At 58.1% G+C, this 24,224-nt stretch carries 26 protein-coding genes; 9 read left to right on the forward strand and 17 right to left on the reverse strand.

Annotated elements, in window-relative coordinates:
* The first annotated feature begins 35 nt into the window (after positions 1–35).
* The 8 genes from yidC (at position 36) to ACR0DH_RS19135 (ending at position 7,250) form a co-directional block, all read left to right on the forward strand.
* Entirely contained in the window at positions 36–1,865 is a 1,830-nt protein-coding gene (yidC, locus tag ACR0DH_RS19100) for a membrane protein insertase YidC (protein WP_480545359.1), read from the forward strand.
* Entirely contained in the window at positions 1,862–2,599 is a 738-nt protein-coding gene (locus ACR0DH_RS19105) for an MOSC domain-containing protein (RefSeq protein ID WP_480551587.1), read from the forward strand. The genes yidC and ACR0DH_RS19105 overlap by 4 nt, the downstream gene beginning before the upstream one ends.
* Positions 2,596–3,249: a ribosome biogenesis GTP-binding protein YihA/YsxC gene (yihA, locus tag ACR0DH_RS19110; RefSeq protein WP_480545364.1), complete on the forward strand. Its 654-nt coding sequence runs from the start codon at positions 2,596–2,598 to the stop codon at positions 3,247–3,249. The genes ACR0DH_RS19105 and yihA overlap by 4 nt, the downstream gene beginning before the upstream one ends.
* On the forward strand, positions 3,246–3,614 hold the full coding sequence (locus ACR0DH_RS19115; RefSeq protein ID WP_480545366.1) for a DUF2946 domain-containing protein: 369 nt from the start codon (positions 3,246–3,248) through the stop codon (positions 3,612–3,614). Before yihA ends, ACR0DH_RS19115 begins: the two co-directional genes overlap by 4 nt.
* 67 nt (positions 3,615–3,681) lie before the next feature.
* On the forward strand, positions 3,682–5,085 hold the full coding sequence (locus ACR0DH_RS19120) for a PepSY-associated TM helix domain-containing protein (RefSeq protein WP_480551588.1): 1,404 nt from the start codon (positions 3,682–3,684) through the stop codon (positions 5,083–5,085).
* 114 nt (positions 5,086–5,199) lie between these two features.
* The gene (gene argB, locus ACR0DH_RS19125; protein ID WP_480551590.1) at positions 5,200–6,063 is read left to right on the forward strand and encodes an acetylglutamate kinase; all 864 of its coding nucleotides are present in this window, start codon (positions 5,200–5,202) and stop codon (positions 6,061–6,063) included.
* 18 nt (positions 6,064–6,081) lie between these two features.
* On the forward strand, positions 6,082–6,756 hold the full coding sequence (locus tag ACR0DH_RS19130) for a ferredoxin (protein WP_480545372.1): 675 nt from the start codon (positions 6,082–6,084) through the stop codon (positions 6,754–6,756).
* Positions 6,753–7,250, forward strand: coding sequence for a SixA phosphatase family protein (locus ACR0DH_RS19135; protein WP_480545374.1), 498 nt, complete (start codon positions 6,753–6,755; stop codon positions 7,248–7,250). The genes ACR0DH_RS19130 and ACR0DH_RS19135 overlap by 4 nt, the downstream gene beginning before the upstream one ends.
* Before the next feature lie 46 nt (positions 7,251–7,296).
* Here ACR0DH_RS19135 and ACR0DH_RS19140 read toward each other — a convergent pair whose 3' ends face one another.
* From ACR0DH_RS19140 to ACR0DH_RS19170, 7 genes are all read right to left on the reverse strand, one after another.
* Positions 7,297–8,088: an amino acid ABC transporter ATP-binding protein gene (locus ACR0DH_RS19140; protein WP_280922860.1), complete on the reverse strand. Its 792-nt coding sequence runs from the start codon at positions 8,086–8,088 to the stop codon at positions 7,297–7,299.
* Positions 8,089–8,100: 12 nt separating this feature from the next.
* A complete protein-coding gene (locus ACR0DH_RS19145; RefSeq protein ID WP_480545376.1) occupies positions 8,101–9,399 on the reverse strand; it encodes an amino acid ABC transporter permease in 1,299 nt (432 codons plus the stop codon).
* Positions 9,400–9,402: 3 nt separating this feature from the next.
* Complete coding sequence (locus tag ACR0DH_RS19150) at positions 9,403–10,635, reverse strand: amino acid ABC transporter permease (RefSeq protein ID WP_353010789.1); 1,233 nt, start codon at positions 10,633–10,635, stop codon at positions 9,403–9,405.
* A 122-nt stretch (positions 10,636–10,757) separates the two neighbouring features.
* Positions 10,758–11,774, reverse strand: a complete 1,017-nt coding sequence (locus ACR0DH_RS19155) for an amino acid ABC transporter substrate-binding protein (RefSeq protein ID WP_170531599.1) — start codon at positions 11,772–11,774, stop codon at positions 10,758–10,760.
* 207 nt (positions 11,775–11,981) lie between these two features.
* On the reverse strand, positions 11,982–12,689 hold the full coding sequence (locus tag ACR0DH_RS19160; RefSeq protein ID WP_480545380.1) for an ATP12 family chaperone protein: 708 nt from the start codon (positions 12,687–12,689) through the stop codon (positions 11,982–11,984).
* Positions 12,690–12,692: 3 nt separating this feature from the next.
* Positions 12,693–13,364 carry an HAD-IA family hydrolase gene (locus ACR0DH_RS19165; protein WP_480551592.1) on the reverse strand — a complete coding sequence of 224 codons (672 nt, stop codon included), beginning with the start codon at positions 13,362–13,364 and terminating at the stop codon, positions 12,693–12,695.
* Positions 13,361–14,404: an RluA family pseudouridine synthase gene (locus ACR0DH_RS19170; RefSeq protein ID WP_480551594.1), complete on the reverse strand. Its 1,044-nt coding sequence runs from the start codon at positions 14,402–14,404 to the stop codon at positions 13,361–13,363. The genes ACR0DH_RS19165 and ACR0DH_RS19170 overlap by 4 nt, the downstream gene beginning before the upstream one ends.
* A gap of 199 nt (positions 14,405–14,603) precedes the next feature.
* Here ACR0DH_RS19170 and ACR0DH_RS19175 point away from each other — a divergent pair, with 199 nt between their 5' ends.
* Positions 14,604–15,644: a serine hydrolase domain-containing protein gene (locus ACR0DH_RS19175; protein ID WP_480551596.1), complete on the forward strand. Its 1,041-nt coding sequence runs from the start codon at positions 14,604–14,606 to the stop codon at positions 15,642–15,644.
* 8 nt (positions 15,645–15,652) lie between these two features.
* On the opposite strand, the gene ACR0DH_RS19180 is transcribed toward ACR0DH_RS19175, so the two are convergent.
* The 10 genes from ACR0DH_RS19180 to ACR0DH_RS19225 all read right to left on the reverse strand — a co-directional run bounded on the left by ACR0DH_RS19180 (position 15,653) and on the right by ACR0DH_RS19225 (position 24,090).
* Positions 15,653–16,963: a replication-associated recombination protein A gene (locus ACR0DH_RS19180; RefSeq protein ID WP_480551598.1), complete on the reverse strand. Its 1,311-nt coding sequence runs from the start codon at positions 16,961–16,963 to the stop codon at positions 15,653–15,655.
* 4 nt (positions 16,964–16,967) lie between these two features.
* Complete coding sequence (locus tag ACR0DH_RS19185) at positions 16,968–18,353, reverse strand: trypsin-like peptidase domain-containing protein (protein WP_480551599.1); 1,386 nt, start codon at positions 18,351–18,353, stop codon at positions 16,968–16,970.
* A 142-nt stretch (positions 18,354–18,495) separates the two neighbouring features.
* On the reverse strand, positions 18,496–18,915 hold the full coding sequence (gene rplQ / locus ACR0DH_RS19190; protein ID WP_170334079.1) for a 50S ribosomal protein L17: 420 nt from the start codon (positions 18,913–18,915) through the stop codon (positions 18,496–18,498).
* Positions 18,916–19,045: 130 nt separating this feature from the next.
* On the reverse strand, positions 19,046–20,062 hold the full coding sequence (locus tag ACR0DH_RS19195) for a DNA-directed RNA polymerase subunit alpha (RefSeq protein WP_010437127.1): 1,017 nt from the start codon (positions 20,060–20,062) through the stop codon (positions 19,046–19,048).
* A gap of 114 nt (positions 20,063–20,176) precedes the next feature.
* Complete coding sequence (gene rpsK, locus ACR0DH_RS19200) at positions 20,177–20,566, reverse strand: 30S ribosomal protein S11 (protein ID WP_008757289.1); 390 nt, start codon at positions 20,564–20,566, stop codon at positions 20,177–20,179.
* A gap of 15 nt (positions 20,567–20,581) precedes the next feature.
* Positions 20,582–20,950 (reverse strand): 30S ribosomal protein S13, encoded by a 369-nt coding sequence (gene rpsM / locus ACR0DH_RS19205; protein ID WP_008757392.1) that lies wholly within the window; start codon positions 20,948–20,950, stop codon positions 20,582–20,584.
* A gap of 202 nt (positions 20,951–21,152) precedes the next feature.
* Positions 21,153–21,728, reverse strand: a complete 576-nt coding sequence (locus ACR0DH_RS19210) for an adenylate kinase (protein WP_480551601.1) — start codon at positions 21,726–21,728, stop codon at positions 21,153–21,155.
* A complete protein-coding gene (gene secY / locus ACR0DH_RS19215; protein ID WP_170531614.1) occupies positions 21,725–23,089 on the reverse strand; it encodes a preprotein translocase subunit SecY in 1,365 nt (454 codons plus the stop codon). Before secY ends, ACR0DH_RS19210 begins: the two co-directional genes overlap by 4 nt.
* Positions 23,090–23,198: 109 nt before the next feature.
* Positions 23,199–23,672 (reverse strand): 50S ribosomal protein L15, encoded by a 474-nt coding sequence (gene rplO, locus ACR0DH_RS19220; RefSeq protein WP_480551603.1) that lies wholly within the window; start codon positions 23,670–23,672, stop codon positions 23,199–23,201.
* 202 nt (positions 23,673–23,874) lie between these two features.
* Positions 23,875–24,090, reverse strand: a complete 216-nt coding sequence (locus ACR0DH_RS19225; RefSeq protein ID WP_480545396.1) for a DUF1127 domain-containing protein — start codon at positions 24,088–24,090, stop codon at positions 23,875–23,877.
* Positions 24,091–24,224 lie beyond the last annotated feature (134 nt).

Below are 24,224 nucleotides of genomic sequence, written 5' to 3' on the forward strand. Positions count from 1 at the left end.
CGGGTGTCTTTCACTGCTCAAGGTGGCTGTCCCAGATGGACGATCAGAATAAGAACCTCATCCTCGCAACCGCGCTCAGCTTTCTGGTGATCCTGGTCTGGTTCGTCCTGTTCCCCCCGCCGGAGCCAAGCACTGTGGCAGAGGATGCTGAGATCGCGGCAATAGATGAGGCCGAGATTCAGACGCCCAGCGCAACTGCAAGTGGCACAGTAGGTGAAGCAACCGCCGCCGCCGAAGACACGCTACCCGAAGAACAGGCCCCGCGCGTGGAAATCGACACGCCCCGCCTGAAAGGCAGCCTGTCACTGTCGGGCGGACGTATCGATGAGCTGTTCCTGAAAGATTACAAGGTCTCGATCGAAGAAGACGCACCGATTGTTGAACTGCTATCACCGGTTGGATCAAACTCTGCCTACTACGCGCTGTATGGCTGGGCGCCGGGCGCGGGCGTTTCGGGCGAAGACGTCCCCGGCCCCAACACCTTGTGGACGTTGGAACAGGGTGAAACCCTGAGCCCGGACAGCCCGGTAACGTTGGCGTGGGAGAACGGCAACGGGCTGACCTTCCGCCGCACCATTTCTGTCGACGACAACTACATGTTCTCGGTGACCCAATCCGTCGAAAACGCCACCGCGTCCGAAGTCAGCATGGCCCCCTACGGCATTCTGGCGCGCCATGGCATTGGCGAGGATGGCGATCTGCCGGGCTTGAAAAACTTCTTCATCCTGCATGAAGGGGCCATGGTCATGGCCGATGGCGTGCTGGATGAGATCGACTACGGCGATGTGCGCGATTTCGACATCGATCCGAACGAACGCGCGCAGGCCGAAGTCTTTCAGGTGAAAGAGGGTGGCTGGGTTGGTTTCACAGACCACTACTGGATGACAACCCTGATCCCTGCCGAAGGCGCGACGTTCAAGGCCGCCGCAAAATACGACGCTCGGCGCAAAATCTACCAAACCGAGACGGTGCTGCCGACAATCGCAGTCGCACCGGGCACGACCGAACAGACCACGACGCGGCTGTTTGCTGGTGCAAAAGAGTGGGAAACCATTCGCGAGTACCAAGCCGAAGGCGTGCAGAAATTCATCGAAAGCATCGATTGGGGTTGGTTTGCCTTCCTGACTAAACCGATCTTCTGGCTGCTGCACAACATTAACCTGCTGATCGGCAATATGGGCTGGTCAATCATCGGCTTGACCTTGATCATCAAGGCGATCCTGTTCCCGCTGGCCTTCAAATCCTATGTCTCGATGGCGAAGATGAAAGAACTGCAGCCGCAGATGGAGGCCCTGAAAGAAGCCGCTGGCGACGACCGCCAGAAAATGCAGCAGGGCATGATGGAGCTGTACAAGAAGGAAAAGGTGAACCCGGCTGCCGGCTGTCTGCCGATCCTTATGCAGATCCCGATCTTCTTCTCGCTCTATAAGGTGATCTTTGTCACCATCGAACTGCGGCAGGCTCCATGGTTCGGCCCGTTCCAAGACCTCAGCGCGCCTGATCCGACCTCGATCTTCAACTTCTTTGGTCTGCTGCCTTGGGCCGCACCTGCGCCCGAAAGCCTGATGGCACTGATCTTCATCGGTATCCTGCCCTTGCTACTGGGTATCTCGATGTGGATGCAGCAGAAACTGAACCCGGCCCCAACCGACCCGACCCAAGCGATGATCTTTGCCTGGATGCCATGGGTCTTCATGTTCATGCTGGGGGGGTTTGCCAGTGGTCTGGTCGTCTACTGGATCGCGAACAACACCATAACCTTCACGCAGCAATATCTGATCATGCGCAGCCAGGGATATACGCCGGATGTGTTCGGCAATATCAAATCGGGCTTCAAACGAACGCCAAAGACGGATGACAAATGACCGGCACCGTAACCTGCATATGGCGACACCCCATCAAAAGCCATGGGCGGGAGAGCCTGACTGACGTGACATTGACCCCCGGGCAGACAATGCCCGGGGATCGCGTTTGGGCAGTCGCGCATGAAGCCTCGAAAGCCGATGGATCAGAATGGGTGCCCTGCGCCAATTTCAGCCGTGGGTCGAAAGCGCCCAGCCTGATGGCGATATCGGCTGAGCTTGAGGGGGAAACCCTTGCCCTCAGCCATCCCGACAGGCCCGATCTGCGCTTTGATCCTGAGAACGAACAAGACGTGTTTCTGGACTGGGTGAAGCCTTTGATGCCTGCTGACCGAGCCGCCTCGGTGCGGATCATTCGTGTACCCGGTCGCGGCATGACGGACAGTGACTTCCCCTCGATCAGCCTGTGCAACATGGCTTCGCACCGCGCGGTTTCGCAGAAGTTGGGGCAGGATTTGTCGATCGCACGCTGGCGCGGCAATATCTGGTTCGATGGTCTGCCCCTATGGGAAGAATTCGATTGGCTGGGCAAGGATGTTCAGATTGGCGAGGCCGTGCTGCATGTGCGCGAACGGATCGTGCGCTGCATGGCCACCACAGTCAATCCTGAAACCGGCGAGCGGGATGCAGACACGCTGGGCGCTCTGAACAGCTGGGGCCATCAAGATTTCGGCGTCTATGCCGAGGTGATCAAAGGTGGCAGGATCAGCCTGGATGATAAGGTGCAGGTGCTATGACCGCCCTGCCCTTTCCCCTAACCGAAGACCCAGACGAAATTTCGCTGGAGCGCGGGCGCAAGCTGTTTGCAGGCCCATCGGAATTCGTCAAAGGCGTCGTTGCCATGAACGGCCTGCCTGCCCCTGACAGGCTTGAGGTCTGTTTTGCCGGGCGGTCCAATGTCGGCAAATCCAGCCTGATCAACGCTCTGACCGGGACCAAGGGTCTGGCGCGCGCCTCAAACACCCCCGGCCGCACGCAAGAGATCAACTTTTTCACCCAAGGCCCCGAGCTGTATCTGGTCGACCTTCCCGGCTATGGCTACGCAAACGCTCCGGTCAAGGTGGTTGAGAAATGGCAGCGGCTGCTCAAGCAATATCTGAGCGGGCGGCAAACCCTGCGCCGGGCTTTCGTGCTGATCGATTCACGCCACGGGGTAAAACCCGTCGACGATGAGATCATGAAACTGCTGGACACAAGCGCGGTGACTTTTCAATGCGTGATGACCAAGGCCGATAAGGTCAAAGCACAAGATCGGGAAAATGTGCTGGATCAAGTCCGCACGGCCCTGTCCAAACATCCAGCAGCCTACCCCGAGATTGTGCTGACCTCGTCCGAGAAGGGTGACGGTGTCCCAACACTCCGCTCTATAATTGCACATCTCGAATGACCCTGATCCTGCGTGCCATAGGCGCTCTGACCGTGCTTGCACTGCTGACAACCGGTGCAATCCCGCAGGGTTGGATGCCAGCGCAGGACATTGACGGCAAGATCCTGCTGGTGCTCTGCACCGGAGAAGGCACAGTTGAACAATGGGTCGACCTAGACGCGGATGAACCGGTTCATGACGATAGCGACACGCGGACAATGTGCCCCTTCGCTGGACTGACAGCTGGCGTAGATATCCCCGGGATCACCATGATCGTTCCGGCAGACTTCCACATTCAGTCTCGCTGGGATCATTCGGACTTCACCCATCGCAGCGCTGGTTTCTACACGCGCTACGACGCCCGCGGGCCACCCCAAATCTCCTGAAACAGCAAACACTTGTTCACCCTGCGTGCCACGCATGCGGGGCATGTCTGCATATGGAGATTTTCTAATGGCAATCGATAGCCAAAATCCGGGCACGGCCCAAGCGCAGGATACAATTGCGCAAAAATTTTACTTCGCTGCATGGCGGTGGCACTTCTACGCCGGGATTTTCGTGATCCCATTCCTCATCATATTGGCCGTGACCGGTTTGATGATGATGTTTATCACTCAGTTTGACGGACGTGACGGCGAAAAGATCGGCGTCACGATTGACGGCAACGCCCTGCCCGTCTCGCAACAGGCCGAGGTCGCGCTGAATGAAATGCCCGGTCAGGTCGTGGAATGGATCGGTCCCAAGGCAGAAAATCTGGCCACCGTGTTCCGCATCAAGACCGAAGCTGGGCACCGTATGGTTGCCGTCGACCCCTATGCCGGTCAGGTGATCGAGGTCTGGGACCGCCGCGCGGGTTGGTACGATTTGGCGGACAATATCCATTCAACCCTTTTGATCGGCACCACAGGCGACCGTATCCTTGAAATTGCTGCGGGTCTAAGTTTGGTTCTGGTCTTTACCGGCCTTTATCTGTGGTGGCCTCGTGGCAATACACGGGCCGCCCTTGTCCCGAACCTGAAGGCGCGCGGTCGTGCGCTTTGGAAGTCACTGCACGCCATGGTTGGCTTTTGGATGTCGTTTCTGCTGATCGTATTCCTGATCTCGGGCCTATCTTGGGCCGGGGTCTGGGGAGGCATGATTGTCCAACCCTGGAGCAGTTTCCCCGCCGAGAAATGGGACAACGTTCCGCTATCGGACGACACCCACGCCAGCATGAACCATGGGCATCAGAACGATGTCCCTTGGGTGTTAGAACAGACCCCAATGCCCGCCTCGGGTTCGGATGTGGGGATCACAGGCGTGCCAGAGGGCGCAAGCGTCGATATCGACGCATTGGTCGAACTCGGCACGGCTCTGGGCATGGCAGGGCGGTTCCGGGTGGCCTATCCCAGCGGGGAAGCGGGGGTTTGGACGCTGAACCGTGACAGCATGAGCAGTGACTCAACTGACCCGGTGAACGATCGAACCGTACATGTGGATCAGTACACAGGCAAAATCCTGGCCGATGTGCAGTATGCGGACTATTCGCTGATGGGCAAGGCCATGGCTGTTGGCATCCCGTTGCATATGGGGTTGATGGGCATTTGGAACTTTGTTCTGAACCTGGTTTTCTGCCTATCAGTGATCTTTGTCTGCGTCTCGGGCGTGGTGATGTGGGTTAAGCGACGTCCGCAAAAAGCCGGCCGTTTGGCCGCTCCACCCATGCCGGCAGAACTGCCCTTTTGGAAAGGTGCTGTTCTGATCGGGTTGTTCACGGCCATGGCTTTCCCATTGGTTGGTTTGACCCTAATGGCCGTTCTTGCCTTTGACTTGCTCATCCTCAGCAACATTCCCGCGATGAAACGCGCGATGAGCTGAGCTGAACACGGGCCGCGCCAAGCCGGCGCGGCCTCAGATTGCAGCAATTGCCCGGTATGGTCTTGGCAGCCCGGTCCAAACGCCCTAACAGGGTGGATCAGAGGACTGACAGCCATGAAGACACGAGACATGAACCGGGACTGGATCGCCACTGCTGCAACCCTGAACAGCGCCTTGCCGTATCTGCAGCGCTATGACGGCGCCATTGTCGTCATCAAGCTGGGCGGCCACGCCATGGGCAGTGATGAGGCGATGGAGAGCTTTGCCCGCGACGTTGTGCTGATGCGTCAGGTAGGTGTGAACCCGGTCGTCGTGCATGGCGGCGGGCCAATGATCAACGCGATGCTGGATCAGTTGGATATCCAATCGGACTTCGTGAATGGTAAACGTGTCACGGACAAAGCCACTGTTGAGGTGGTTGAGATGGTCCTGTCTGGCCTGGTCAACAAACGCATCGTTCAAGCGATCAACCGTCAGGGCGGCACCGCAGTGGGCCTGTCGGGCAAGGACGCCAACCTGATGACTTGCGAGCAGACAGATGCCTCACTGGGCTTTGTCGGCACCCCATCCGAGATGAACCCGAAGGTCCTGCACGACCTGTTCTCGCATGATGTGATCCCGGTCATCGCACCGCTGGGCGCTGGCACGGACGGAGAGACATTCAACGTCAATGGCGATACAGCTGCCGGGGCTATCGCCTCTGCCCTGAAAGCGGATCGCCTGTTGCTGCTGACCGACGTATCTGGTGTTAAAAACGCGGCCGGTGACGTGGTCACCGAGTTGAAAGCCGGTCAAATCCGCGAAATGACCCGCGAAGGCACGATTGCAGGCGGTATGATCCCCAAAACCGAAACGGCGCTAGACGCTTTGCACAGTGGCGTTCGCGCGGTGGTCATTCTGGATGGGCGCGCACCTAATGCGGTGCTGCTGGAGCTGTTCACCGAACACGGTGCCGGGTCTTTGATCCGGCCCGATTGATCTGAGCGCGGAGGGGATATGACAGACCAGGCACACTCCGCAGAGGTCACATATGAACGCGTTGAACACGCGGCGCAGCAGGTCAGCCTGATTGTCATGGGCGCACTGCATCCGCATATGACCGACGCAAAGCAGCTTGAAGGGGGAACGTTGATCCTGCTGGGCGCGGGGCCAGAGTTCTGGCCAACGCTCAAAGCTGCGCCGGAATGGCAGGGCGACGATCCGGTAGACAGTTGGTCTCTACGCGTGATTGGGCAATTGGCGCAGCAGATGCAGGCACAGGCACATTTCCCATTCGGTGGCCCGCCCTATGCCCCATTCATCGATTGGGCACTGAAATCCGGGCGAACCTTCAGTAGCCCTGTTGGCGCCTTGGTTCATGATACTATGGGCATGATGATCTCATTTCGCGGCGCGCTGCATTTTGTGCAGGAGTTTGACATCCCCAAAGCCGAAGGGACATCTCCTTGCACCACCTGCCCTGCGCCTTGCGCGCAAACCTGCCCGGTGGGGGCCTTGAACGATCAAACCTTTTACAATGTGGATGCGTGCCACCAACACCTTTCCACCCCTGAAGGCCAGACCTGTATGACAGGTGGCTGTCTTGCGCGGCTGTCCTGCCCGATCAATGCCGGGGCCAAGCGCGACCCGGAACAATCCGCCCATCATATGAAGGCATTTCACCCGTCATGACCTTGACGCTGATCCTGACCCGCCATGCAAAATCCAGTTGGGACAGCCCAATGCTGCCGGATCACGACAGGTCCTTGAACAAACGTGGACGTAAATCCGCACCGGCAATCGCCGAATGGCTGCGCAGCAATGGCTGGGTGCCGGATGAGGTGCTTTGTTCCACCGCAGCTCGTACGCGCGAAACCTGGGACCGGATGGGGTTGCAAGCTGATACGGTGCGTTTTCTGCGCACGCTCTATCACGCGAGCCCGGAGGATATGCTAGACGCGCTATCCGGGGCCACCGAGCCCACCGTTCTGATGCTAGGGCACAACCCCGGCATTGCCGACTTTGCCAACCGCATAACTCGCCAGCCAGCGGATCACCCGCGCTTCTACGACTACCCAACCTGTGCGACGACAGTGATCCGCTTTGAAAGCGATGACTGGGCGCAAGTGAATTGGAACAGCGGGTTGGTTCTGGGCTTTACGATCCCGCGCGAGCTTCTGGCATGAAAAAAGGCGGGGTCAAACCCCGCCTTCTCTATTCGTTTCTCTGGGATCAGTGCCCCAGAATCTGGCTCAGGAACAGCTTGGTCCGTTCGCTCTGCGGATTGTTGAAGAACTCTTCCGGTTCATTCTGCTCAACAATCTGGCCAGCATCCATAAAGATCACGCGGTTGGCGACCTGACGGGCAAAGCCCATCTCGTGGGTCACGCACAGCATGGTCATGCCTTCTTCGGCCAGCTCGATCATGGTGTCTAGCACCTCTTTGATCATCTCAGGGTCAAGCGCCGATGTCGGTTCATCGAACAACATGATCCGTGGCATCATGCAGAGCGAGCGTGCAATCGCCACACGCTGCTGCTGACCTCCTGAAAGCTGACCGGGATATTTCAGCGCCTGATCGGGGATCTTCACCTTCTCAAGGAAATGCATCGCGCGCTCTTCGGCCTCTTTCTTGGGCGTCTTACGCACCCAGATCGGAGCCAGCGTGCAGTTTTCCAGAATGGTCAGGTGCGGGAACAGGTTGAAGTGCTGGAACACCATGCCAACCTCGGACCGGATTTTGTCGATGTTTTTCAGGTCATTCGACAGTTCGATCCCGTCCACCACGATCTTGCCCTGCTGGTGTTCCTCCAGCGCGTTCAGGCAGCGGATCAGGGTGGATTTGCCCGAACCGGACGGGCCCGCGATTACGATCCGCTCGCCTTGGTTGACGGTCAGATTGATGTCACGCAGTACGTGGAAAGACCCGTACCACTTATTCATGCCGTTGATTTCGATGGCGACTTCGTCGCTCACCTGCATCTTCGAGCGGTCGATTTCGCGTTCTACTGCAAGTTCAGACATGTGTTGAACTCCTTAACGATGATCTGTGGCAAGGCGACGCTCGAGCCACTGAGAATATTGAGAGATGCCGTAACAGACGACGAAGAACAGAAGCGCGGCAAAGCCCAGAAGCTCCCAATAGACGCCGTTCCATTCGGTCGACGCCAGGATGGGCCCCCGGATCATGCCCACCAGGTCGAACATCGAGATGACCGAAACCAGTGTGGTGTCCTTGAACAGACCAACGGCCACGTTCACGATACCGGGGATCGAGATCTTCAGAGCCTGCGGCAGGATGATCAGACGCATCGCCTGAGGGTAATCCAAACCAAGGCTGTCTGCTGCCTCGTACTGTCCGCGTGGAAGCGCTGCCAGACCGCCGCGGATCACCTCGGCGATGTAGGCGGCTGAGAACATGGTGATCATGATCACAACGCGCAGGAACAGATCGACCGTGCTGTCAGGCGGGAAGAAGTAGGCCAGCATCACCGAAGCCACAAACAGCAGCGTGATCAGAGGCACGCCACGGATAAACTCGATGAAGATGACACAGACCCACTTGATCAGCGGCATATCGGACTGACGGCCCAGCGCCAAGGCAATGCCCAGCGGCACCGACAGGGACACGCAGGTTACGCCCAGCATCATATTCAGCATGAAGCCACCCAGATCGCGGCTAGGCACATAGGTCAGCCAAGCATCCTCTGACGCCCCTTCCGGGATCAGAGCCCCGCCCACGTTCCAGACGACCAACGCGACAACGATGGCGCCAAAGAATCCAGCGGCAAAGCTGTTCTTACCGAACTTCTGGAACACGGCGCCAGCGGCCACACAGCCGACCAATGCCACCAACGGGGCCAGGATCGTACCGCCCCAGATCAGCCAGAAGGCAATGAAGGGATAGAGGCCGGTAAAGATCAGCATCTTGCGCGGCAGGTCGAAGAACAGCACAGGCGCGAATGCAACCAGCATCAGCACAAACGCCAGATTTGGGCGCCAATAGGCATCAGCAGGGTATTTGAACCCATAGATCAGCTGCGGCCAGCGTTCCGTCAGAACGGCGAAACACGCCCCTGTCTTACCCGCCAGAATCTCCCGGCATTCGGCCAGAGAGTTCGCGTTCCAGACTCCGTTCAGGATCCACGGCAGAGTGTTCTTCAGCAACAAGTAGATCAGGATCAGCGACAGAACGGTCAGGACTGTGTTTGCAACACCCGAGAACAGGTTATCCCGCAGCCATTTGACGGCGCCGGTTTGGTTGGCCGGAGGTGGCGATTCAGGAATATTCCCGTCTGCCACGAAAGCGATCGGATTTGTTGATTGATCAGCCATGGCTCAGCGCTCCTTCAACTTGACGGATGCGTTGTAGAGGTTCATCACCATCGAGATCAGCAACGAGGCTGTCAGGTAGAACAGCATCAGCAGCAGAACGCACTCGATCGCGCGACCTGTCTGGTTCAGCGTGATACCGCCCAAGGTTGCGGTGATATCCGCGTAACCCACGGCAATCGCCAGCGACGAGTTCTTGGTGATGTTGAGGTACTGCGAAATCAGCGGCGGGATGATCACCCGTAAGGCCTGAGGCAGAACCACAAGGTTCATGATCCGACCCGGGCGCAAACCCAGTGCCGCTGCGGCCTCGGTCTGGCCTTTGTTGATCGCCTGAATACCCGCCCGCACGTTTTCGGCGATGAAGGCACCGGTGTAGATCGACAAGGCAAACCATAGGGCGATCAGCGGACCACCAACTTTGATACCGCCACTGAAGTTAAAGCCCTTGAGCTCTGGAATATTCCAGGTCAGCCCCATCAGGACCATCAGAACCACAAAAGGAACAAGCCAAACGCCCAGTTTCACCAGAAGCGTCTGCGGTCGTTCACCTGTTTGTTCCTGCTTCAACGCCGCGCGTTTTTCAATCTCACGTGAGGCAAACCAGGACCCGACAAGGCCCGCTATCACCAGAAGCCAGCTTAGCAATGTTGAGCCAAACAACGCATTCGTGAATTCCGGCCGCGGAACATAGACACCCCGGTTGGTGAAGGCAAACGCGTCAAACAGCATCGTCGACGTTGGATCTTCACCCCGGAAGGCGCGTGGCCCCGGCAGCACGGCTGTCATGATGGTGAAAATGATGATGATCCAGATCAGAACCGGAATGTTCCGGAAAATCTCGACATACACCGCCATCAGTTTTGAAACGAGCCAGTTGTTGGACAGGCGCAAAACACCCGCGATCACACCGAATACCGTGGCCGTGATACAGGCCAGAAAGGCCACCAGCAGCGTGTTCAGGATCCCAACGACAGCAGCACGGCCATGCGAGGCCTGGCTGTCATATTCGATCAGACGCTGGTTGATGTCATACCCGGCGGCATCGCCAAGGAACGTGTATGAGATATTGAGCCCTGCGGCCCGAAGGTTCTGGATCAGGTTGTTGCCCAGATACCAAATGGATAGCGCAATAGCGATGGCCGCAATCACCTGGAATGTGAGTGATCTGTAGCGGGTATCGTTAATGAGCATCGACAACCGAAAATCAGCTTTCGGTGGGTCAGTCATAGTCGACATATATGGAATCCCCGTGGCTTGCGGACTTTTAACCCCGGCGAGGTATTCCCCGCTCTGCAGCGTCCGCAGCAGTTATGAAAGAAAAGGGCGCAGGTTTCCCCACGCCCTTTCCCATGGATGTCTTAGCGGAAAGGCGGCGAGTACAGCAGGCCGCCTTCGGTCCACTGTGCGTTCAGGCCGCGTGCCAGACCGATCGGAGTTTCTTCACCGATGTTCTTGGCAAACACTTCGCCGTAGTTGCCGTCCGCCTTGATGGCGCGCATGGCCCACTGTGCGTCCAGACCCAGCATCTCGCCCAGGGTACCTTCGGTGCCCAGCAGACGGTTCACTTCCGGGTTGTCGGTGCCAGCTGCCAGCTCGTCGATGTTCGCCGAGGTCACGCCCAGCTCTTCAGCCGAAACCAGCGCGTTCAGGGTCCAGCGGACAACATCGCCCCACTCGTGATCGCCGTGACGGACCAGCGGGCCCAGCGGCTCTTTCGAGATGATTTCGGGCAGCAGGACGTGATCACCGGGGTTTTCGAACGTGGCGCGGGTTGCGGCCAGGCCCGAAGCGTCGGTTGTGTAAACGTCACATGCGCCAGCCAGATACTGCTGTTGTGCTTCGGCATTGGTTTCGATCGGTACCGGCTCGTAGCTGATATTGTTGGCGCGGAAGAAATCGGCCAGGTTCAGTTCGGTTGTGGTGCCGGTCTGGATACAGACGGTTGCGCCGTCCAATTCCTTGGCAGAAGTGACGCCCAATGCCTTGGGAACCATGAAGCCCTGACCGTCATAGTAGTTCACGCCGGTGAATTCGAATTTCAGGTCAACGTCGCGGCTGAAGGTCCAAGTGGTGTTACGGGCCAGCATGTCGATCTCACCCGATGCAAGCGCGGTAAAGCGCGTCTTGCCGGTGGTCGGCACGAATTCAACAGCGCTGGCATCGCCCAGAACTGCGGCTGCAACCGCACGGCACAGCGAGACGTCAAAGCCTTTCCATTCGCCATTCGCATCTGGTGCCGCAAAGCCAACCAGACCGGTGGTCACACCACAGTTCAGAGTACCGCGCGCCTTGACGTCATCGATAGTACCCGCCACTGCAGCGCTTGCGGCCAGACCGGCAACTGTTGCCGCGCCCAAGATTACGGATTTTTTCATTTTTACCTCTTCCTGATTTTCCGCCCCTTTGCGGGACGGCTCTATCCGGCAAAGTGGATGCCGGTAAGGTTACCCCAAAGGTGTCTCCCCTTTAGTGGGCACGAGTTTGGTCGCATTCATAAACAAACGTCAAGTGCCCGATCATGGAAATCGATTTATCACACCCTACGACAGCGTTAACACGGCCAGTTTTTTAGCCGAGAGCGATCAAAACGATAGATCAAAGAAGGATTTAGCATGCAGAAAGGCCGCTTTCTTGGTCTCGGCTGCGGCGTGGGCCTCGTCATCATGGCCCCATTGTTCGATCTGCCAGTCTTCGTCCAGACGCGAAATGCGCCAAATCTCATCCGGTTCGCGCCAATTCAAGGCAGCTGCAAAGCCCAGAATCAACGATCCCGACAGACTCACCAGGTCATGGAATGCAGCCAATTGAAACGCATCCATCCCATGAACCCGTTGCCGCAGCCGCGCCAGCGCGTCTTCGGATTGCGGTTTGTGCAAGACGCCTGACACCGGGACCAACCGGGCTGACAGGGTTTCAGCGGCCCAATCCAAGGCCGGGTCCCATTCGGCCACTTGACGGTCTTGCAGCGCCTGAGGATGCGTTGCGCGATAGCACAGCAGATCGGAATCCCCATAATCGGACAACATCGCAGCCACTTCGCCATGCTGGGTTCGAACCTTATCAATTGCAGCATTGGCTGAACGCGTGTAAGGCATGGTGGCGGGATCCAACTCTTTCTCTTGCGCGTCCCATTCGGCGGCGATCTCCTTGGCCATGGCCTCTGTGGGCAGGATCAACGCCTGTTTTGCAGGGGTTTTGACCCGGCGGCCATCCAGCTCAACCGTATGCCCACCATCGACCTTGACCACCGCACTGTGCGTCCAAAAGCGTTTCGGTTTCCAATCGCTCATGTGTCAGTTCCAGATATGGGCCAGCGCCTCAGGCATCTGGTCGAAGGTTTCAATAACGCAGGCAGCCGCGTTCAATGCAGAGCGATCATGGTAGCCCCAATCGACACCGATCCCGGCCACCCCTGCTGCGGCAGCCATATCCATGTCATAGCTGGTATCCCCGATCATCACGGCATTCACGGCCTCAACCCCGGTTTCGGCCAAGGCGGACTGAACCATCGATGGATGCGGTTTCGACGGGTGATGATCTGCAACCTGACGCGTGACGAAATACCCTTCGAGCCCATGCGCCTCGATCAACGCATCCAATCCCCGCTTTGACTTGCCCGTCGCCACACCCAGCAGGATGTCCGGCACCGCATGCAGGGCCTCAATCGCCGCACGCGCACCGGGATAAAGCGGCGAACTGGCCGCCCCAAGGTTCAATCGATACGCGTGGAAGGCCTGCTTGTAGCCCTCGACCAACTGCGTCCGCACCGTGTCGGACTGCTCCGGCGCAAGCCGCGCAATCGCCTGCGGCAGCGATAGGCCCACAATCGACAGGATCGCCTCACGCGACGGAGCGGGGACTGAAACGTCCTGAAAACTCGTGATCATGCAATGGACGATGCTGCCCTGACTGTCGACCAGAGTGCCATCGACATCGAACAGCACCAACCGCAAGGGTGTGCTCATTGCAGTTCCTCAAACGGGTCATCCAAGGCCAGATCCTCGGTCCAGCCAAACGTGTCCCAGCTGTGTTTCATATGCTCGGGCAATGGTGCTTCGATTGTGATCGGCTTGCGCGTCACTGGATGCTGGAACGACGCGCTGCGTGCGTGCAGATGCAGTTTCTTGCTGATAATCCCACCCAGTTGCGCGCCCCAGCCATCACCAAGGTTCTCCTGACCAGATCCGCCATATTTGCCGTCTCCGATGATCGGATGCCCGATCGCAGCCATATGTGCGCGCAGTTGATGGGTTCTGCCTGTAATTGGCTCCATTGCGACCCAGGCGGCACGACCTGCAACACGGTAGAGCGTGGCGTAAAGCGTGTGGGCACGTTTCGCACCAGGTGTGCTGTCGATGTCACCCATATGGACCGGGATCATCTTCTCTCCCTCACCCTGCTTGCCATGGCCCGATGCCTTGACCAGACCCGTCTTGATCTCGCCCAGATATGGCGTCGGCACCCCCGCAACCAAAGCCCAATAGATCTTGCGTGTGTCGCGGTGGCGGAACGCAGCAGTCAGCCCCTTGGCGGCCTCGCGCGTGCGGGCCAGCAGCAAAACGCCCGAGGTGTCCTTGTCCAGACGATGCACCAGACGCGGGTTTTCGTCGTAACCAAAGCGCAACGCTTCTGAAAGGCTGTCCACGTGGCGCGTCTGGCCGCTGCCGCCCTGCACCGGCAGGCCATGCGGCTTGTTAAGCGCCAGCACGTGATCGTCGCGATAAATCACGCAGGATTGGATCATCTTTGCATCTGCATCGGACACACGCCGTTTCACCTCTACCGGTTTGTGATCCGCATCAGGCAAAGGCGGCACGCGCACGACCTGCCCAGCCTCCAGCCGAGTCGAGGCCTTGGCGCGGCTGCCATCCACGCGCAGTTCACCCTTGCGGCACATCTTTTCGATGCGCCCCTGGCTGACATGCGGAAACAGACGGCGCAGCCAACGGTCGACCCGTTGGTCTCCGTCACCCTCTGCGATTGTAATCATCTGAACACCGCTCATGCTCGTATTCCCATTTCCGGGTTCAGCTGCAGGAACATTTCCGTCGCGCCAGCCAAAGCCTTGTGTAAAAGCGAAATCAACATGGGCGGTCTGTCGCGCGGGTGGGCATGGATGTCAAGTTTCAGCAACACCGGGACTTGTCCAAGCTGACCAACCAACCCAGCTATGATCCATAGATGTTTCACAAAGGGTTTTTGTTTTGTCTTTATTGTATCACCTGGTTTTCGCCAGTACCCTGGTCGCAACCGTCGCCTCTGCCGGTGAGATCGAGGATTCTCTGCAAACAGCCTTTGACGCCGGAAAGCTGACCGGCCTGCACGGCGTGCTGGTTCAGCAGCGGGGGGACACACTGGCAGAGATCTACTTTTCCGGCTTAGATGAACGTTGGGGCAGCCCGTTGGGCAAACGCGACTTCGGGCCGGAGGAATTGCATGATCTGCGGTCCGTGAGCAAAAGCATCGTCAGCCTGTTATATGGCATCGCGCTGGATCAGGGCCTGGTTCCACCGCCCGATGCGCCCCTTCTGGCGCAATTCCCTGAACATGCCGATCTGGGCAGCCCGGAACGCGACGCCATCACCATCCGGGATGTGCTGACCATGCGGATGGGACAGGAGTGGAATGAGAGCCTGCCCTACAGCGACCCCAGAAACTCGGAGATCGCGATGGAACGTTCAGACGATCGTATACGCTATGTCCTATCACGCCCCATGGTCGCACCCCCCGGCACACAATGGACTTATTCCGGCGGCAGTACAGCCGTTTTGGGCGCATTGATCGCACGCGGCAGCGGTATGGATATCGTTCAATTCGCAGAGGCCAACCTGTTTACGCCGCTTGGCATCACACAGGTGGATTGGGTGCGCAGCTTTGATGGCACGCCCTCGGCGGCCTCGGGCCTACGACTAAGCGCGCGCGATTTGGCCCGGATCGGCGAGATGCTGATCGATGGCGGGCAGTACAATGGCAAGCAGATTGTGTCCGAAGACTGGCTGACACAAAGCTTCGCTGCCCATGCCGATACGGGTGATCTGCGCTATGGCTATCAATGGTGGCTGGCCCCTCAGGGTAACCCGCCCAACTGGATCGCAGGTTTCGGTAACGGGGGGCAGCGGCTGAACGTCGTGCCGAACGAAGGCATTGTGGTCGTAATTCAGGCCGGAAATTACAATCAGCCAGACGCCTGGAACGTGCCGGTGGCCGTGATAACACAACACATCCTGCCCAATTTGGAACGATAAAGCCCCGCTTAGCTGTTCCGCTGCGCCCGAAGCTTGGCGAAATAATCCAGCCGCTTCTTCAACTCACGCTCGAACCCGCGTTCGACCGGTTGATAAAGCGACTCTCGCTCCACGCCGTCGGGAAAGTAGTTCTGGCCAGAAAACCCATCCTCGGCGTCATGATCATAAGCGTAGCCAGCCCCGTATCCCTGATCCTTCATAAGTGATGTCGGCGCATTCAGGATATGTTTGGGCGGTGGCCTGCTGCCGGTTTTCTTGGCCAATCGCATCGCCGCCTTGTAGCCCACATAGGCCCCGTTCGATTTTGGTGCGAGCGCCAGATAGACCAGCGCCTGCGCCAGCGCCAATTCACCCTCGGGTGAACCGAGCCGTTCGTAGGTTTCCCAAGACTGCAGGCAAACGGCCTGCGCCTGTGGATCGGCCAGCCCGATATCTTCGACCGCCATTCGGGTGATGCGCCGCGCCAAGAAGCGCGGGTCCTCGCCCCCTGTCAGCATCCGGGCAAACCAATACAGCGCTGCGTCCGGGTCCGAGCCCCGCACGGATTTATGCAACGCCGAAATCAGATTATAATGCTCATCGCCCGATTTGTCGTATTTCGCCGCCCGGCGCATCAGGCGCGTCGCCAGCGCATTCGGGTCCAGCGGTGCATCCACCGTCCAGGCGGCCACCTGTTCGATCAGGTTCAGCAGGGCCCGCCCGTCCCCGTCTGCCATTTCCTGCAACGCATCCCGCGCAGCGGGCGTCAAAGGCAGCGCGTTGCCCAGTTCCTTTTCCGCGCGCTGTGTCAACCGCTCCAAATCAGCCAAACCCAGCCGCTCAAGCACCAGCACCTGAGACCGGCTGAGCACAGCGGCATTCAGTTCGAACGAAGGGTTCTCGGTCGTTGCCCCAACCAACAGGATGGTTCCATCCTCCATATGGGGCAGAAACCCGTCCTGTTGGGCTTTGTTGAACCGATGAATCTCATCAACGAACAACAACGTGCCCTGCCCATTCTGACGCCGGATCTTGGCAGATTCGAACACCTTTTTCAGGTCCGGAACCCCGGTGAATATTGCGCTGATCTGAACAAAGTGCAGGTCGGTTTCCTGCGCCAGCAATCGGGCAATCGTTGTCTTACCAACACCCGGCGGCCCCCAGAAGATGAGGCTGGATAGGCTGCCTGAGGTCAGCATCACCCCAAGGGGCGCCTCCGGTCCCAGCACCTGTTTCTGCCCAATGACCTCGGCCAGTGTCTGCGGCCGCAGCCTGTCTGCCAGCGGACGGTGCTTGGCCGACGCGGGGTCTGAACCTGCAGTATCGAACAGATCGCTCATGCGCCTAGAGCCTGAACCGCAAGGATAAAGAGCGCCCATCACGCTCTAGCGTGATTTGCACCCGACGTCCGGGATCGGTCAGGGCACGAACCGCATCGCGCGGGCGCTCAATCCTGTCACCGTTGATTTCCCCCAAGATGTCACCGGTGCGCAGACCGGCACGCGCACCATACAGGCCGGGGTCAACAACAACGACTCCCGTTTGCGACATGCGCAAGCCCAGATCGGATGCCACCGCTGGATTGACCCGTGCAATCGTCAATTCGGGCAACACAGTAGTATCATTCAAAGTGGTCTCTTCCGCATCCGGTGTTTCGGGCGCCCGAATCAGCGCAACTTCAACCTCGGCACTCTCATCGCCGCGTAGCCGGGTCAGGATCGATGTCCCGCCAACACCCGCAACGGCCATGCGGAACTTCATTTCAGCGGGAGAGTTCACCTCATCCCCGTCCACATGGGTCACGACATCGCCAACCCTCAATCCGGCTTCTGCCAAAGGACTAAGCTCATGCAGGTGTGAGATCACGACACCCAATGGGATGGCTAGACCCAACGACTCGGCGATATCGGCACTCATGTGCTGGCCGGTTATCCCGGCCCAGGGGCTGATGAAACTGTCATTGCCTTCTTGCGCTTGCCGCAGGAATTCAGCCACCAGATTGGCCGGTATCGCAAATCCGATCCCGTTCGAGCCACCCGACCGGGTCAAAATCGAGGTATTGATTCCGATCAGGTCGCCATTCACATCGATCAGCGCGCCGCCCGAGTTGCCCGGATTGATCGCCGCGTCGGTCTGAATGAAATAGCCCCGTGCGTTACCCGTGGCCGTGCCTGTGCGGGCCAACCCTGAGATTATGCCCGATGATACGGTCTGCCCAACCCCGAAAGGGTTACCAATAGCCAACGCCAGTTCACCCACCTCAACTTGATCGGAATCCCGCAAGCTCAGGTGGGGTAAATCGGCAGCCTCTTCAAGACGCAGGATCGCGATGTCGCTTTCCTCATGCCCCAGAACAACGGTTGCTGAAAACTCCCTCCGGTCAGTGGTGACCACTCGGATTTCTGTTGCCGAGCCCACCACATGGAAATTCGACACAACATACCCGTCACCAGATAGGATAACGCCAGAACCCAGAGAATTCTGCACGCGCGGCTGTGGCGCCCCAAATCCACCGCCGAAGAAATCCTGAAAGAACGGATCCGAGAACAAGGAATTGCTGCGCCCCTGCCGAATGATCTTGGCATAAATGTTCACCACCGCCGGGGCTGCCTGTTTCACAACAGGTGCGAAGCCCAGGCTGATTTCGGCCTGAGATTGCGGAACCCGTGTTTCGGCCGTGGCAAAGGATGCCGACAAAATGGAGAAAGCTAATACTGTGGCGCGAAGCATTCCGACCTCAATCTTCAGAGACCCGTAGGATATGCGGCCAGACAGCCGGTATTGCAAGCGCAGGACCCTTGGCGGCCCCCGGGAAAAAGAAAACCCCCACGTCCGGGACGCAGGGGTTTGTCAGTCAGATCGATGGATCGACTTATTCTTCTGCAGCTTCTTCGGCGGCAACGCGGGCTTTGTCAGCTGCGCCTTTGGCGTCGACGTCACGATCAACAAATTCGATGATCGCCATCGGGGCCATGTCACCATAGCGGAAGCCGGCTTTCAGGATACGGACGTAACCACCCTGACGCTCGGCGTAGCGGGGGCCCAGAACTTCGAACAGCTTGGCGACGTCTTTGTCTTCTTTCAGCTGTGCGGCGGCCTGACGACGGGCGTGCAGGTCGCCGCGCTTACCCAGAGTGACAAGCTTTTCGATGATCGGGCGCAGTTCTTTTGCCTTGGGCAGAGTTGTTTTGATTTGTTCATGCTCGATGAGCGAGCCAGCCATATTCGCAAACAGAGCCTTGCGGTGCTCATGAGTACGGTTCAGGCGGCGGTAACCACGTGCGTGACGCATTTTCTAGTTCCTTCTTTCGCGTTTTGCTTTGTCTGGCCGGCGATGCGTGTCACCGGCTCTCCTTGGGGCGGAAGTGCCCATATGATCCCCGGATAGTCCCAATTCGGGCCGGGCATTGGGGAAGACGCGCTTAGAACGCGTCTTCGAATTTCTTCGCCAGATCTTCGATGTTGTCGGGCGGCCAGTCCTCGACATCCATGCCGAGGTGCAGACCCATGCCGGACAGCACTTCTTTGATCTCGTTCAGCGACTTGCGGCCGAAGTTCGGGGTGCGCAGCATCTCGGCTTCGGTTTTCTGGATCAAATCGCCGATGTAAACGATGTTGTCGTTCTTCAGGCAGTTTGCCGAACGGACCGACAGCTCCAGCTCGTCGACTTTCTTCAGCAGCAGCGGGTTGAACTCCAGACCATCGTCTTCGTCCTGGCGGCCAGCCGATTCCGGCTCGTCGAAGTTGACGAAGATCGACAGCTGGTCCTGCAGAATACGAGCGGCAAAGGCCAGTGCGTCCTCGGGTGTGATCGAACCGTCGGTGTCGATCTTCAGGGTCAGTTTGTCATAGTCCAGAACCTGACCTTCACGGGTGGGCTGAACGTCATAGGCAACCTTTTTGACCGGCGAATAGATCGCGTCGATCGGGATCAGGCCGATGGGTGCGTCTTCGGGCTTGTTCTTCTCAGCCGAGACATAGCCTTTGCCGGTGTTGACGGTCAGTTCCATGAACAGATCGGCGCCATCGTCCAGGTGGCAGATGACGTGATCGCGGTTCAGAACCTCAATGCCGGCGCTTTCGCTGATGTCGCCAGCGGTGACAACTGCGGGGCCTTTGGCATTGATCGACAGGCGTTTGGGGCCTTCGACTTCCATGCGCAGCGACACGCCTTTGAGGTTCAGGATGATGTCGGTGACGTCTTCACGTACGCCCGCAACCGAGCTGAACTCGTGCAGGACGTTGTCGATCTGAACGCTGGTGATGGCCGCGCCTTGCAGCGAGCTCATCAGAACACGGCGCAGCGCGTTGCCCAGGGTCAGACCAAAGCCACGCTCCAGCGGCTCAGCAACCAGGGTTGCCTGACGTGCGGGATCATTGCCCGGCTTGCCGTCAAGCTGGGTTGGCTTGATCAATTCTGCCCAATTCTTATGGATCATGTAATCCCTCCATTCCTGTCCGCGCCCCATGACCAACAAGGTGCAGACGCCCGAGGTTCAAAATGACATGCTGGGGCCGCGCAGAAACGCAGCCCCAGCTGAATTCAAAATCGCTTAGACGCGGCGGCGCTTCGGCGGGCGGCAGCCGTTGTGAGCGATTGGGGTCACGTCGCGGATCGACGTGATGTTGAAGCCCACGGCAGCCAGCGCACGCAGAGCCGATTCACGACCCGAACCGGGGCCCTGAACTTCGACTTCCAGCGTCTTGACGCCATGTTCCTGCGCCTTCTTGCCTGCGTCTTCTGCAGCCATCTGAGCGGCGTAGGGTGTCGATTTCCGCGATCCCTTGAAGCCCATGGTACCGGCAGACGACCACGAGATGGCGTTGCCCTGTACGTCCGAGATCAGGATCTTAGTGTTGTTGAAGGTCGAGTTCACATGGGCAACGCCCGATGCGATGTTCTTACGCTCTTTGCGCTTAACGCGAGTCTTGTCACGTGCCATCAGTCAGACCCTCCCTTATTTCTTCTTACCAGCAATGGCCTTTGCGGGGCCTTTGCGGGTACGAGCATTGGTGTGGGTACGCTGACCGCGAACCGGCAGGTTGCGGCGGTGACGCAGACCGCGATAGCAGCCCAGGTCCATCAGGCGCTTGACGTTCATCTGAACTTCACGACGCAGGTCACCTTCGACGGTGAAGTTTGCATCGATGTGCTCGCGGATGGCCAGAACTTCGGCGTCGGACAGTTCGTTGACGCGACGATGCGCTTCAATGCCTACGGCTTCGCAGATCGCTTTGGCCGAAGTGTTTCCGATACCGGTGATATATGTGAGGGCGATTGGTACCCGCTTTGCAGTCGGGATGTTTACGCCGGCAATACGTGCCACGTTTCACTTTCCTTTTTTGTTGCGGTTCCGTAGCTCCAGAACCTTTTTTCACAACACTTGACCGTGGCAGTGAGGCCAGAGGGTCCAGCATTTGTACGAGGTATTAGATGCGACAGGGACGAATCCCGCACGCGATTGTGATTCCCATAGGGATGTGGGTCGATATGGGGTTTTGAAGGGGCCGTCAAGCCCCTTGATTCAATCAACCCAGCACGGCCTCGATTGAGGCTGTGACATCGCCGATATCCGCGAGACCATCCACCGGGCGCAAATCGCCCTTGGCGTGATAGTAGCCAATCAACGGAGCGGTCTTTTTGTAGTATTCCATCAGGCGTATGCGTACGCTGTCTTCGTTGTCATCTGCACGAACAGGCTGACCGGCGGCGCGGGCTTCTTCGGCACGACCCACGATGCGCTGAACCAGCGTTTCGTCATCCACCTGAAGCTCAATCACGAAATCCAGTGTCTCACCCTTCTCGGCCAGCAATGCGCCCAGTGCATCTGCTTGCGCCAGGGTCCGGGGAAAGCCATCGAAGATAAAACCACCTTCGGCACCCTGCTCCAGCTTTTCTCGGATCAGGCCGATTACGATCTCATCCGTAACCAGTTCGCCCTTGTCCATCACTTCAGCTACGCGCTTACCCATTTCGGTACCGCTGCTTTTGGCTTCGCGCAGCATATCACCGGTGCTCAGCTGAACCATGCCGCGTGTATTGACCAGATGGGAGGCTTGCGTCCCTTTACCCGCCCCCGGGGGGCCAAGAAGAATAATGTTCATCGACGAGAGGGTCCCTTCCTACCGCGTTTCTTGCTTTTACCGCGCAACTGGGACTTTTCGATAAGACCTTCGTATTGGTGCGCGAGAAGATGGCTCTGTACCTGTTGGATGGTATCCATGGTCACAGAGACGATAATCAGAACCGAGGTGCCGCCAAAATAGAACGGAATGGCAAACTGGTTCCGCAGAATCTCCGGCAGCAGACAGACCGCTGCCAAATAGGCCGAGCCTAGAACCAGCACGCGATTGACCACGTATTCCAGATACTCGGCGGTCTTTTTGCCTGGGCGTATACCCGGCACAAATCCGTTTTGCTTCTTCAGGTTGTCCGCCACATCATCCGGTTTGAACGACACATTGAACGTGTAGAAATAGGCGAAGAAAACGATCATCGCGGCAAAGAACAGCAGATAGAGCGGCTGACCCGGGCCAAAATTGGCCAGCAGCCACGACATGATCGGGCCGTTGGTGGCCCCCGCCGAGAAGGTCGAGATGGTGACCGGCAGCAGCAGAAGCGAGCTTGCGAAAATGGCCGGGATCACGCCCGCTGGGTTGACCTTGACAGGAAGGTGGCTGGAGCCGCCCTCATACACTTTCATACCGGCCTGACGACGCGGATACTGAATGTGGATCTTGCGCAAGGCGCGTTCCATAAACACGACAAAGGTGATCACGGCGATCACCATGACAATCACGCCAACGATAACAGCAGGGCTGATTGCGCCCGAACGACCCGAGGCAAAGAACTGAGCCAGGGCAGCCGGAACCTCGGCGATGATGCCGACGAAGATGATCAGAGAGATACCGTTACCGATGCCACGTGCTGTGATCTGTTCACCCAGCCACATCAGGAACATGGTGCCCCCAACCAGCGTGATCATGGTGGACATGCGGAAGAACAGGCCCGGATCGGTCGCCAGATCACCCGATTCCAGCGATACGGCCAGTCCATAAGCCTGAACGGTGGCCAGCGCCACGGTACCAAAACGGGTGTATTGGTTGATCTTCTTGCGCCCCTGCTCGCCCTCTTTCTTAAGTTGCTCAAGCGCGGGAACCATGGATGTCAGCAGCTGCACGATGATCGAAGCCGAGATGTAGGGCATGATGCCGAGGGCAAAGATACCCATCCGCCCCAGCGCCCCGCCGGTGAACATCGAAACCATGCCGCCGATGCCTTGCCCCGCCTGTTCCATGAATTCGCGCAGCGCTTGCCCGTCAATCCCCGGCACCGGGATAAAGGTGCCCAGACGATAGACGATCAGCAAACCCAGCGTGAACAGGATGCGGTTGCGCAGATCGGTGGCTTTGCCCAAAGCAGCCCAGCTTGTGTTGGCTGCCATTTGTTCTGCTGCTGATACCATAAATCGGTCTCTCTTATGCAAACGCCGCCCGGAACCGTTTTCCGGCTCGGACGGCGTCTTGGAAAACTCTGACGTCTATGTAAGCGGGTCTTGGCCCGCTCACAAGCGCTTACTCTGCCGCAGCAGCTTTTGTGACTTTCAGTGAACCGCCCGCTTTTTCGACTGCCTCGATGGCAGTTTTCGAAGCACCGGTCACTTCCAGGTTCACCTTCACGGTGATTTCACCTTTGGCCAGAACACGCACGCCATCCAATTTGCGGCGAACCAGACCGGATGCAACAAGCACGTCTTCGGTGATCGCGGCTTTGGCGTCCAGCTTCTTGGCGTCGATGAACTTCTGGATCAGACCCAAGTTGATAACAGCAAATGCCTTGCGGTTCGGTTTGTTGAAACCACGCTTGGGCAGGCGCTGGTACAGGGGCATCTGGCCGCCTTCGTAGCCATTGATGGCCACACCCGAACGGGATTTCTGGCCTTTGATACCACGGCCACCCATTTTACCTTTTCCGGAACCCGGACCACGGCCAACGCGAGTGCGTTTCGGGTTTGCGCCGGGGTTGTCGCGCAATTCATTCAGTTTCATTTCGCTTCTCCTTAGCCGGATGTGACCCCCGAAGCGTGATGGGCCAACCACGGCATTTCTTGATTTTGATTCTCGTGAACGGAAATCCACCGGAGCGCTCTACAGCGTCGCGGCCTTTGATGCAAGGTTTGTTGTTAATTAGAACGCGATGCAAAAGAGGCGCTCGAATGGCGCCTCTTTCTTTGTGAGTGGTGCGGTATTGTTAGGAGCAGTACGCATGCTCACGCGCGATATCCGCGATGTCGCAACGGCGGACGCCAATATCGTCCAGCTCACGGTTGGTGAGACGCTGCAGTTCTGAGTAGGTGCGCTGATATTCCGCCGCGCGTGCGCGGGCTGCTTTAACGCGCTCAACCAGGTTCGCGAAACGGGCGCTCAGGTTGAAGCCGCCATGTGTCAGTGTAGCTGTATGTGCCATATTCTTATTCCTTTCTGTGCCGAGGCGTATTCCCCGGTTGTTTCCATTTGTTCCTTTGTGGACAAGGCTCAGATAGGCATAGTCGATACCGCTAACAACGCGCGTTTTGGTCTAGCCGCTATGCGTGTTGCGAA

The sequence above is a fragment of the Ruegeria sp. I1 genome (assembly GCF_056532675.1).

What these genes read in the sequence shown, in the direction of transcription:
- ACR0DH_RS19210 (WP_480551601.1), bottom strand. Translation starts at nt 21,728, where the DNA reads ATGAACATTATTCTTCTTGGCCCCCCGGGGGCGGGTAAAGGGACGCAA.
- ACR0DH_RS19145 (WP_480545376.1), bottom strand. Translation starts at nt 9,399, where the DNA reads ATGGCTGATCAATCAACAAATCCGATCGCTTTCGTGGCAGACGGGAAT.
- ACR0DH_RS19105 (WP_480551587.1), top strand. Translation starts at nt 1,862, where the DNA reads ATGACCGGCACCGTAACCTGCATATGGCGACACCCCATCAAAAGCCAT.
- secY (WP_170531614.1), bottom strand. Translation starts at nt 23,089, where the DNA reads ATGGTATCAGCAGCAGAACAAATGGCAGCCAACACAAGCTGGGCTGCT.
- ACR0DH_RS19120 (WP_480551588.1), top strand. Translation starts at nt 3,682, where the DNA reads ATGGCAATCGATAGCCAAAATCCGGGCACGGCCCAAGCGCAGGATACA.
- ACR0DH_RS19165 (WP_480551592.1), bottom strand. Translation starts at nt 13,364, where the DNA reads ATGAGCACACCCTTGCGGTTGGTGCTGTTCGATGTCGATGGCACTCTG.
- rpsK (WP_008757289.1), bottom strand. Translation starts at nt 20,566, where the DNA reads ATGGCACGTGACAAGACTCGCGTTAAGCGCAAAGAGCGTAAGAACATC.
- ACR0DH_RS19115 (WP_480545366.1), top strand. Translation starts at nt 3,246, where the DNA reads ATGACCCTGATCCTGCGTGCCATAGGCGCTCTGACCGTGCTTGCACTG.
- ACR0DH_RS19195 (WP_010437127.1), bottom strand. Translation starts at nt 20,062, where the DNA reads ATGATCCATAAGAATTGGGCAGAATTGATCAAGCCAACCCAGCTTGAC.
- ACR0DH_RS19225 (WP_480545396.1), bottom strand. Translation starts at nt 24,090, where the DNA reads ATGGCACATACAGCTACACTGACACATGGCGGCTTCAACCTGAGCGCC.
- yidC (WP_480545359.1), top strand. Translation starts at nt 36, where the DNA reads ATGGACGATCAGAATAAGAACCTCATCCTCGCAACCGCGCTCAGCTTT.
- ACR0DH_RS19140 (WP_280922860.1), bottom strand. Translation starts at nt 8,088, where the DNA reads ATGTCTGAACTTGCAGTAGAACGCGAAATCGACCGCTCGAAGATGCAG.
- yihA (WP_480545364.1), top strand. Translation starts at nt 2,596, where the DNA reads ATGACCGCCCTGCCCTTTCCCCTAACCGAAGACCCAGACGAAATTTCG.
- rplQ (WP_170334079.1), bottom strand. Translation starts at nt 18,915, where the DNA reads ATGCGTCACGCACGTGGTTACCGCCGCCTGAACCGTACTCATGAGCAC.
- ACR0DH_RS19135 (WP_480545374.1), top strand. Translation starts at nt 6,753, where the DNA reads ATGACCTTGACGCTGATCCTGACCCGCCATGCAAAATCCAGTTGGGAC.
- ACR0DH_RS19150 (WP_353010789.1), bottom strand. Translation starts at nt 10,635, where the DNA reads ATGTCGACTATGACTGACCCACCGAAAGCTGATTTTCGGTTGTCGATG.
- ACR0DH_RS19130 (WP_480545372.1), top strand. Translation starts at nt 6,082, where the DNA reads ATGACAGACCAGGCACACTCCGCAGAGGTCACATATGAACGCGTTGAA.
- argB (WP_480551590.1), top strand. Translation starts at nt 5,200, where the DNA reads ATGAAGACACGAGACATGAACCGGGACTGGATCGCCACTGCTGCAACC.
- ACR0DH_RS19155 (WP_170531599.1), bottom strand. Translation starts at nt 11,774, where the DNA reads ATGAAAAAATCCGTAATCTTGGGCGCGGCAACAGTTGCCGGTCTGGCC.
- ACR0DH_RS19160 (WP_480545380.1), bottom strand. Translation starts at nt 12,689, where the DNA reads ATGAGCGATTGGAAACCGAAACGCTTTTGGACGCACAGTGCGGTGGTC.
- rplO (WP_480551603.1), bottom strand. Translation starts at nt 23,672, where the DNA reads ATGAAACTGAATGAATTGCGCGACAACCCCGGCGCAAACCCGAAACGC.
- ACR0DH_RS19185 (WP_480551599.1), bottom strand. Translation starts at nt 18,353, where the DNA reads ATGCTTCGCGCCACAGTATTAGCTTTCTCCATTTTGTCGGCATCCTTT.
- ACR0DH_RS19180 (WP_480551598.1), bottom strand. Translation starts at nt 16,963, where the DNA reads ATGAGCGATCTGTTCGATACTGCAGGTTCAGACCCCGCGTCGGCCAAG.
- ACR0DH_RS19170 (WP_480551594.1), bottom strand. Translation starts at nt 14,404, where the DNA reads ATGAGCGGTGTTCAGATGATTACAATCGCAGAGGGTGACGGAGACCAA.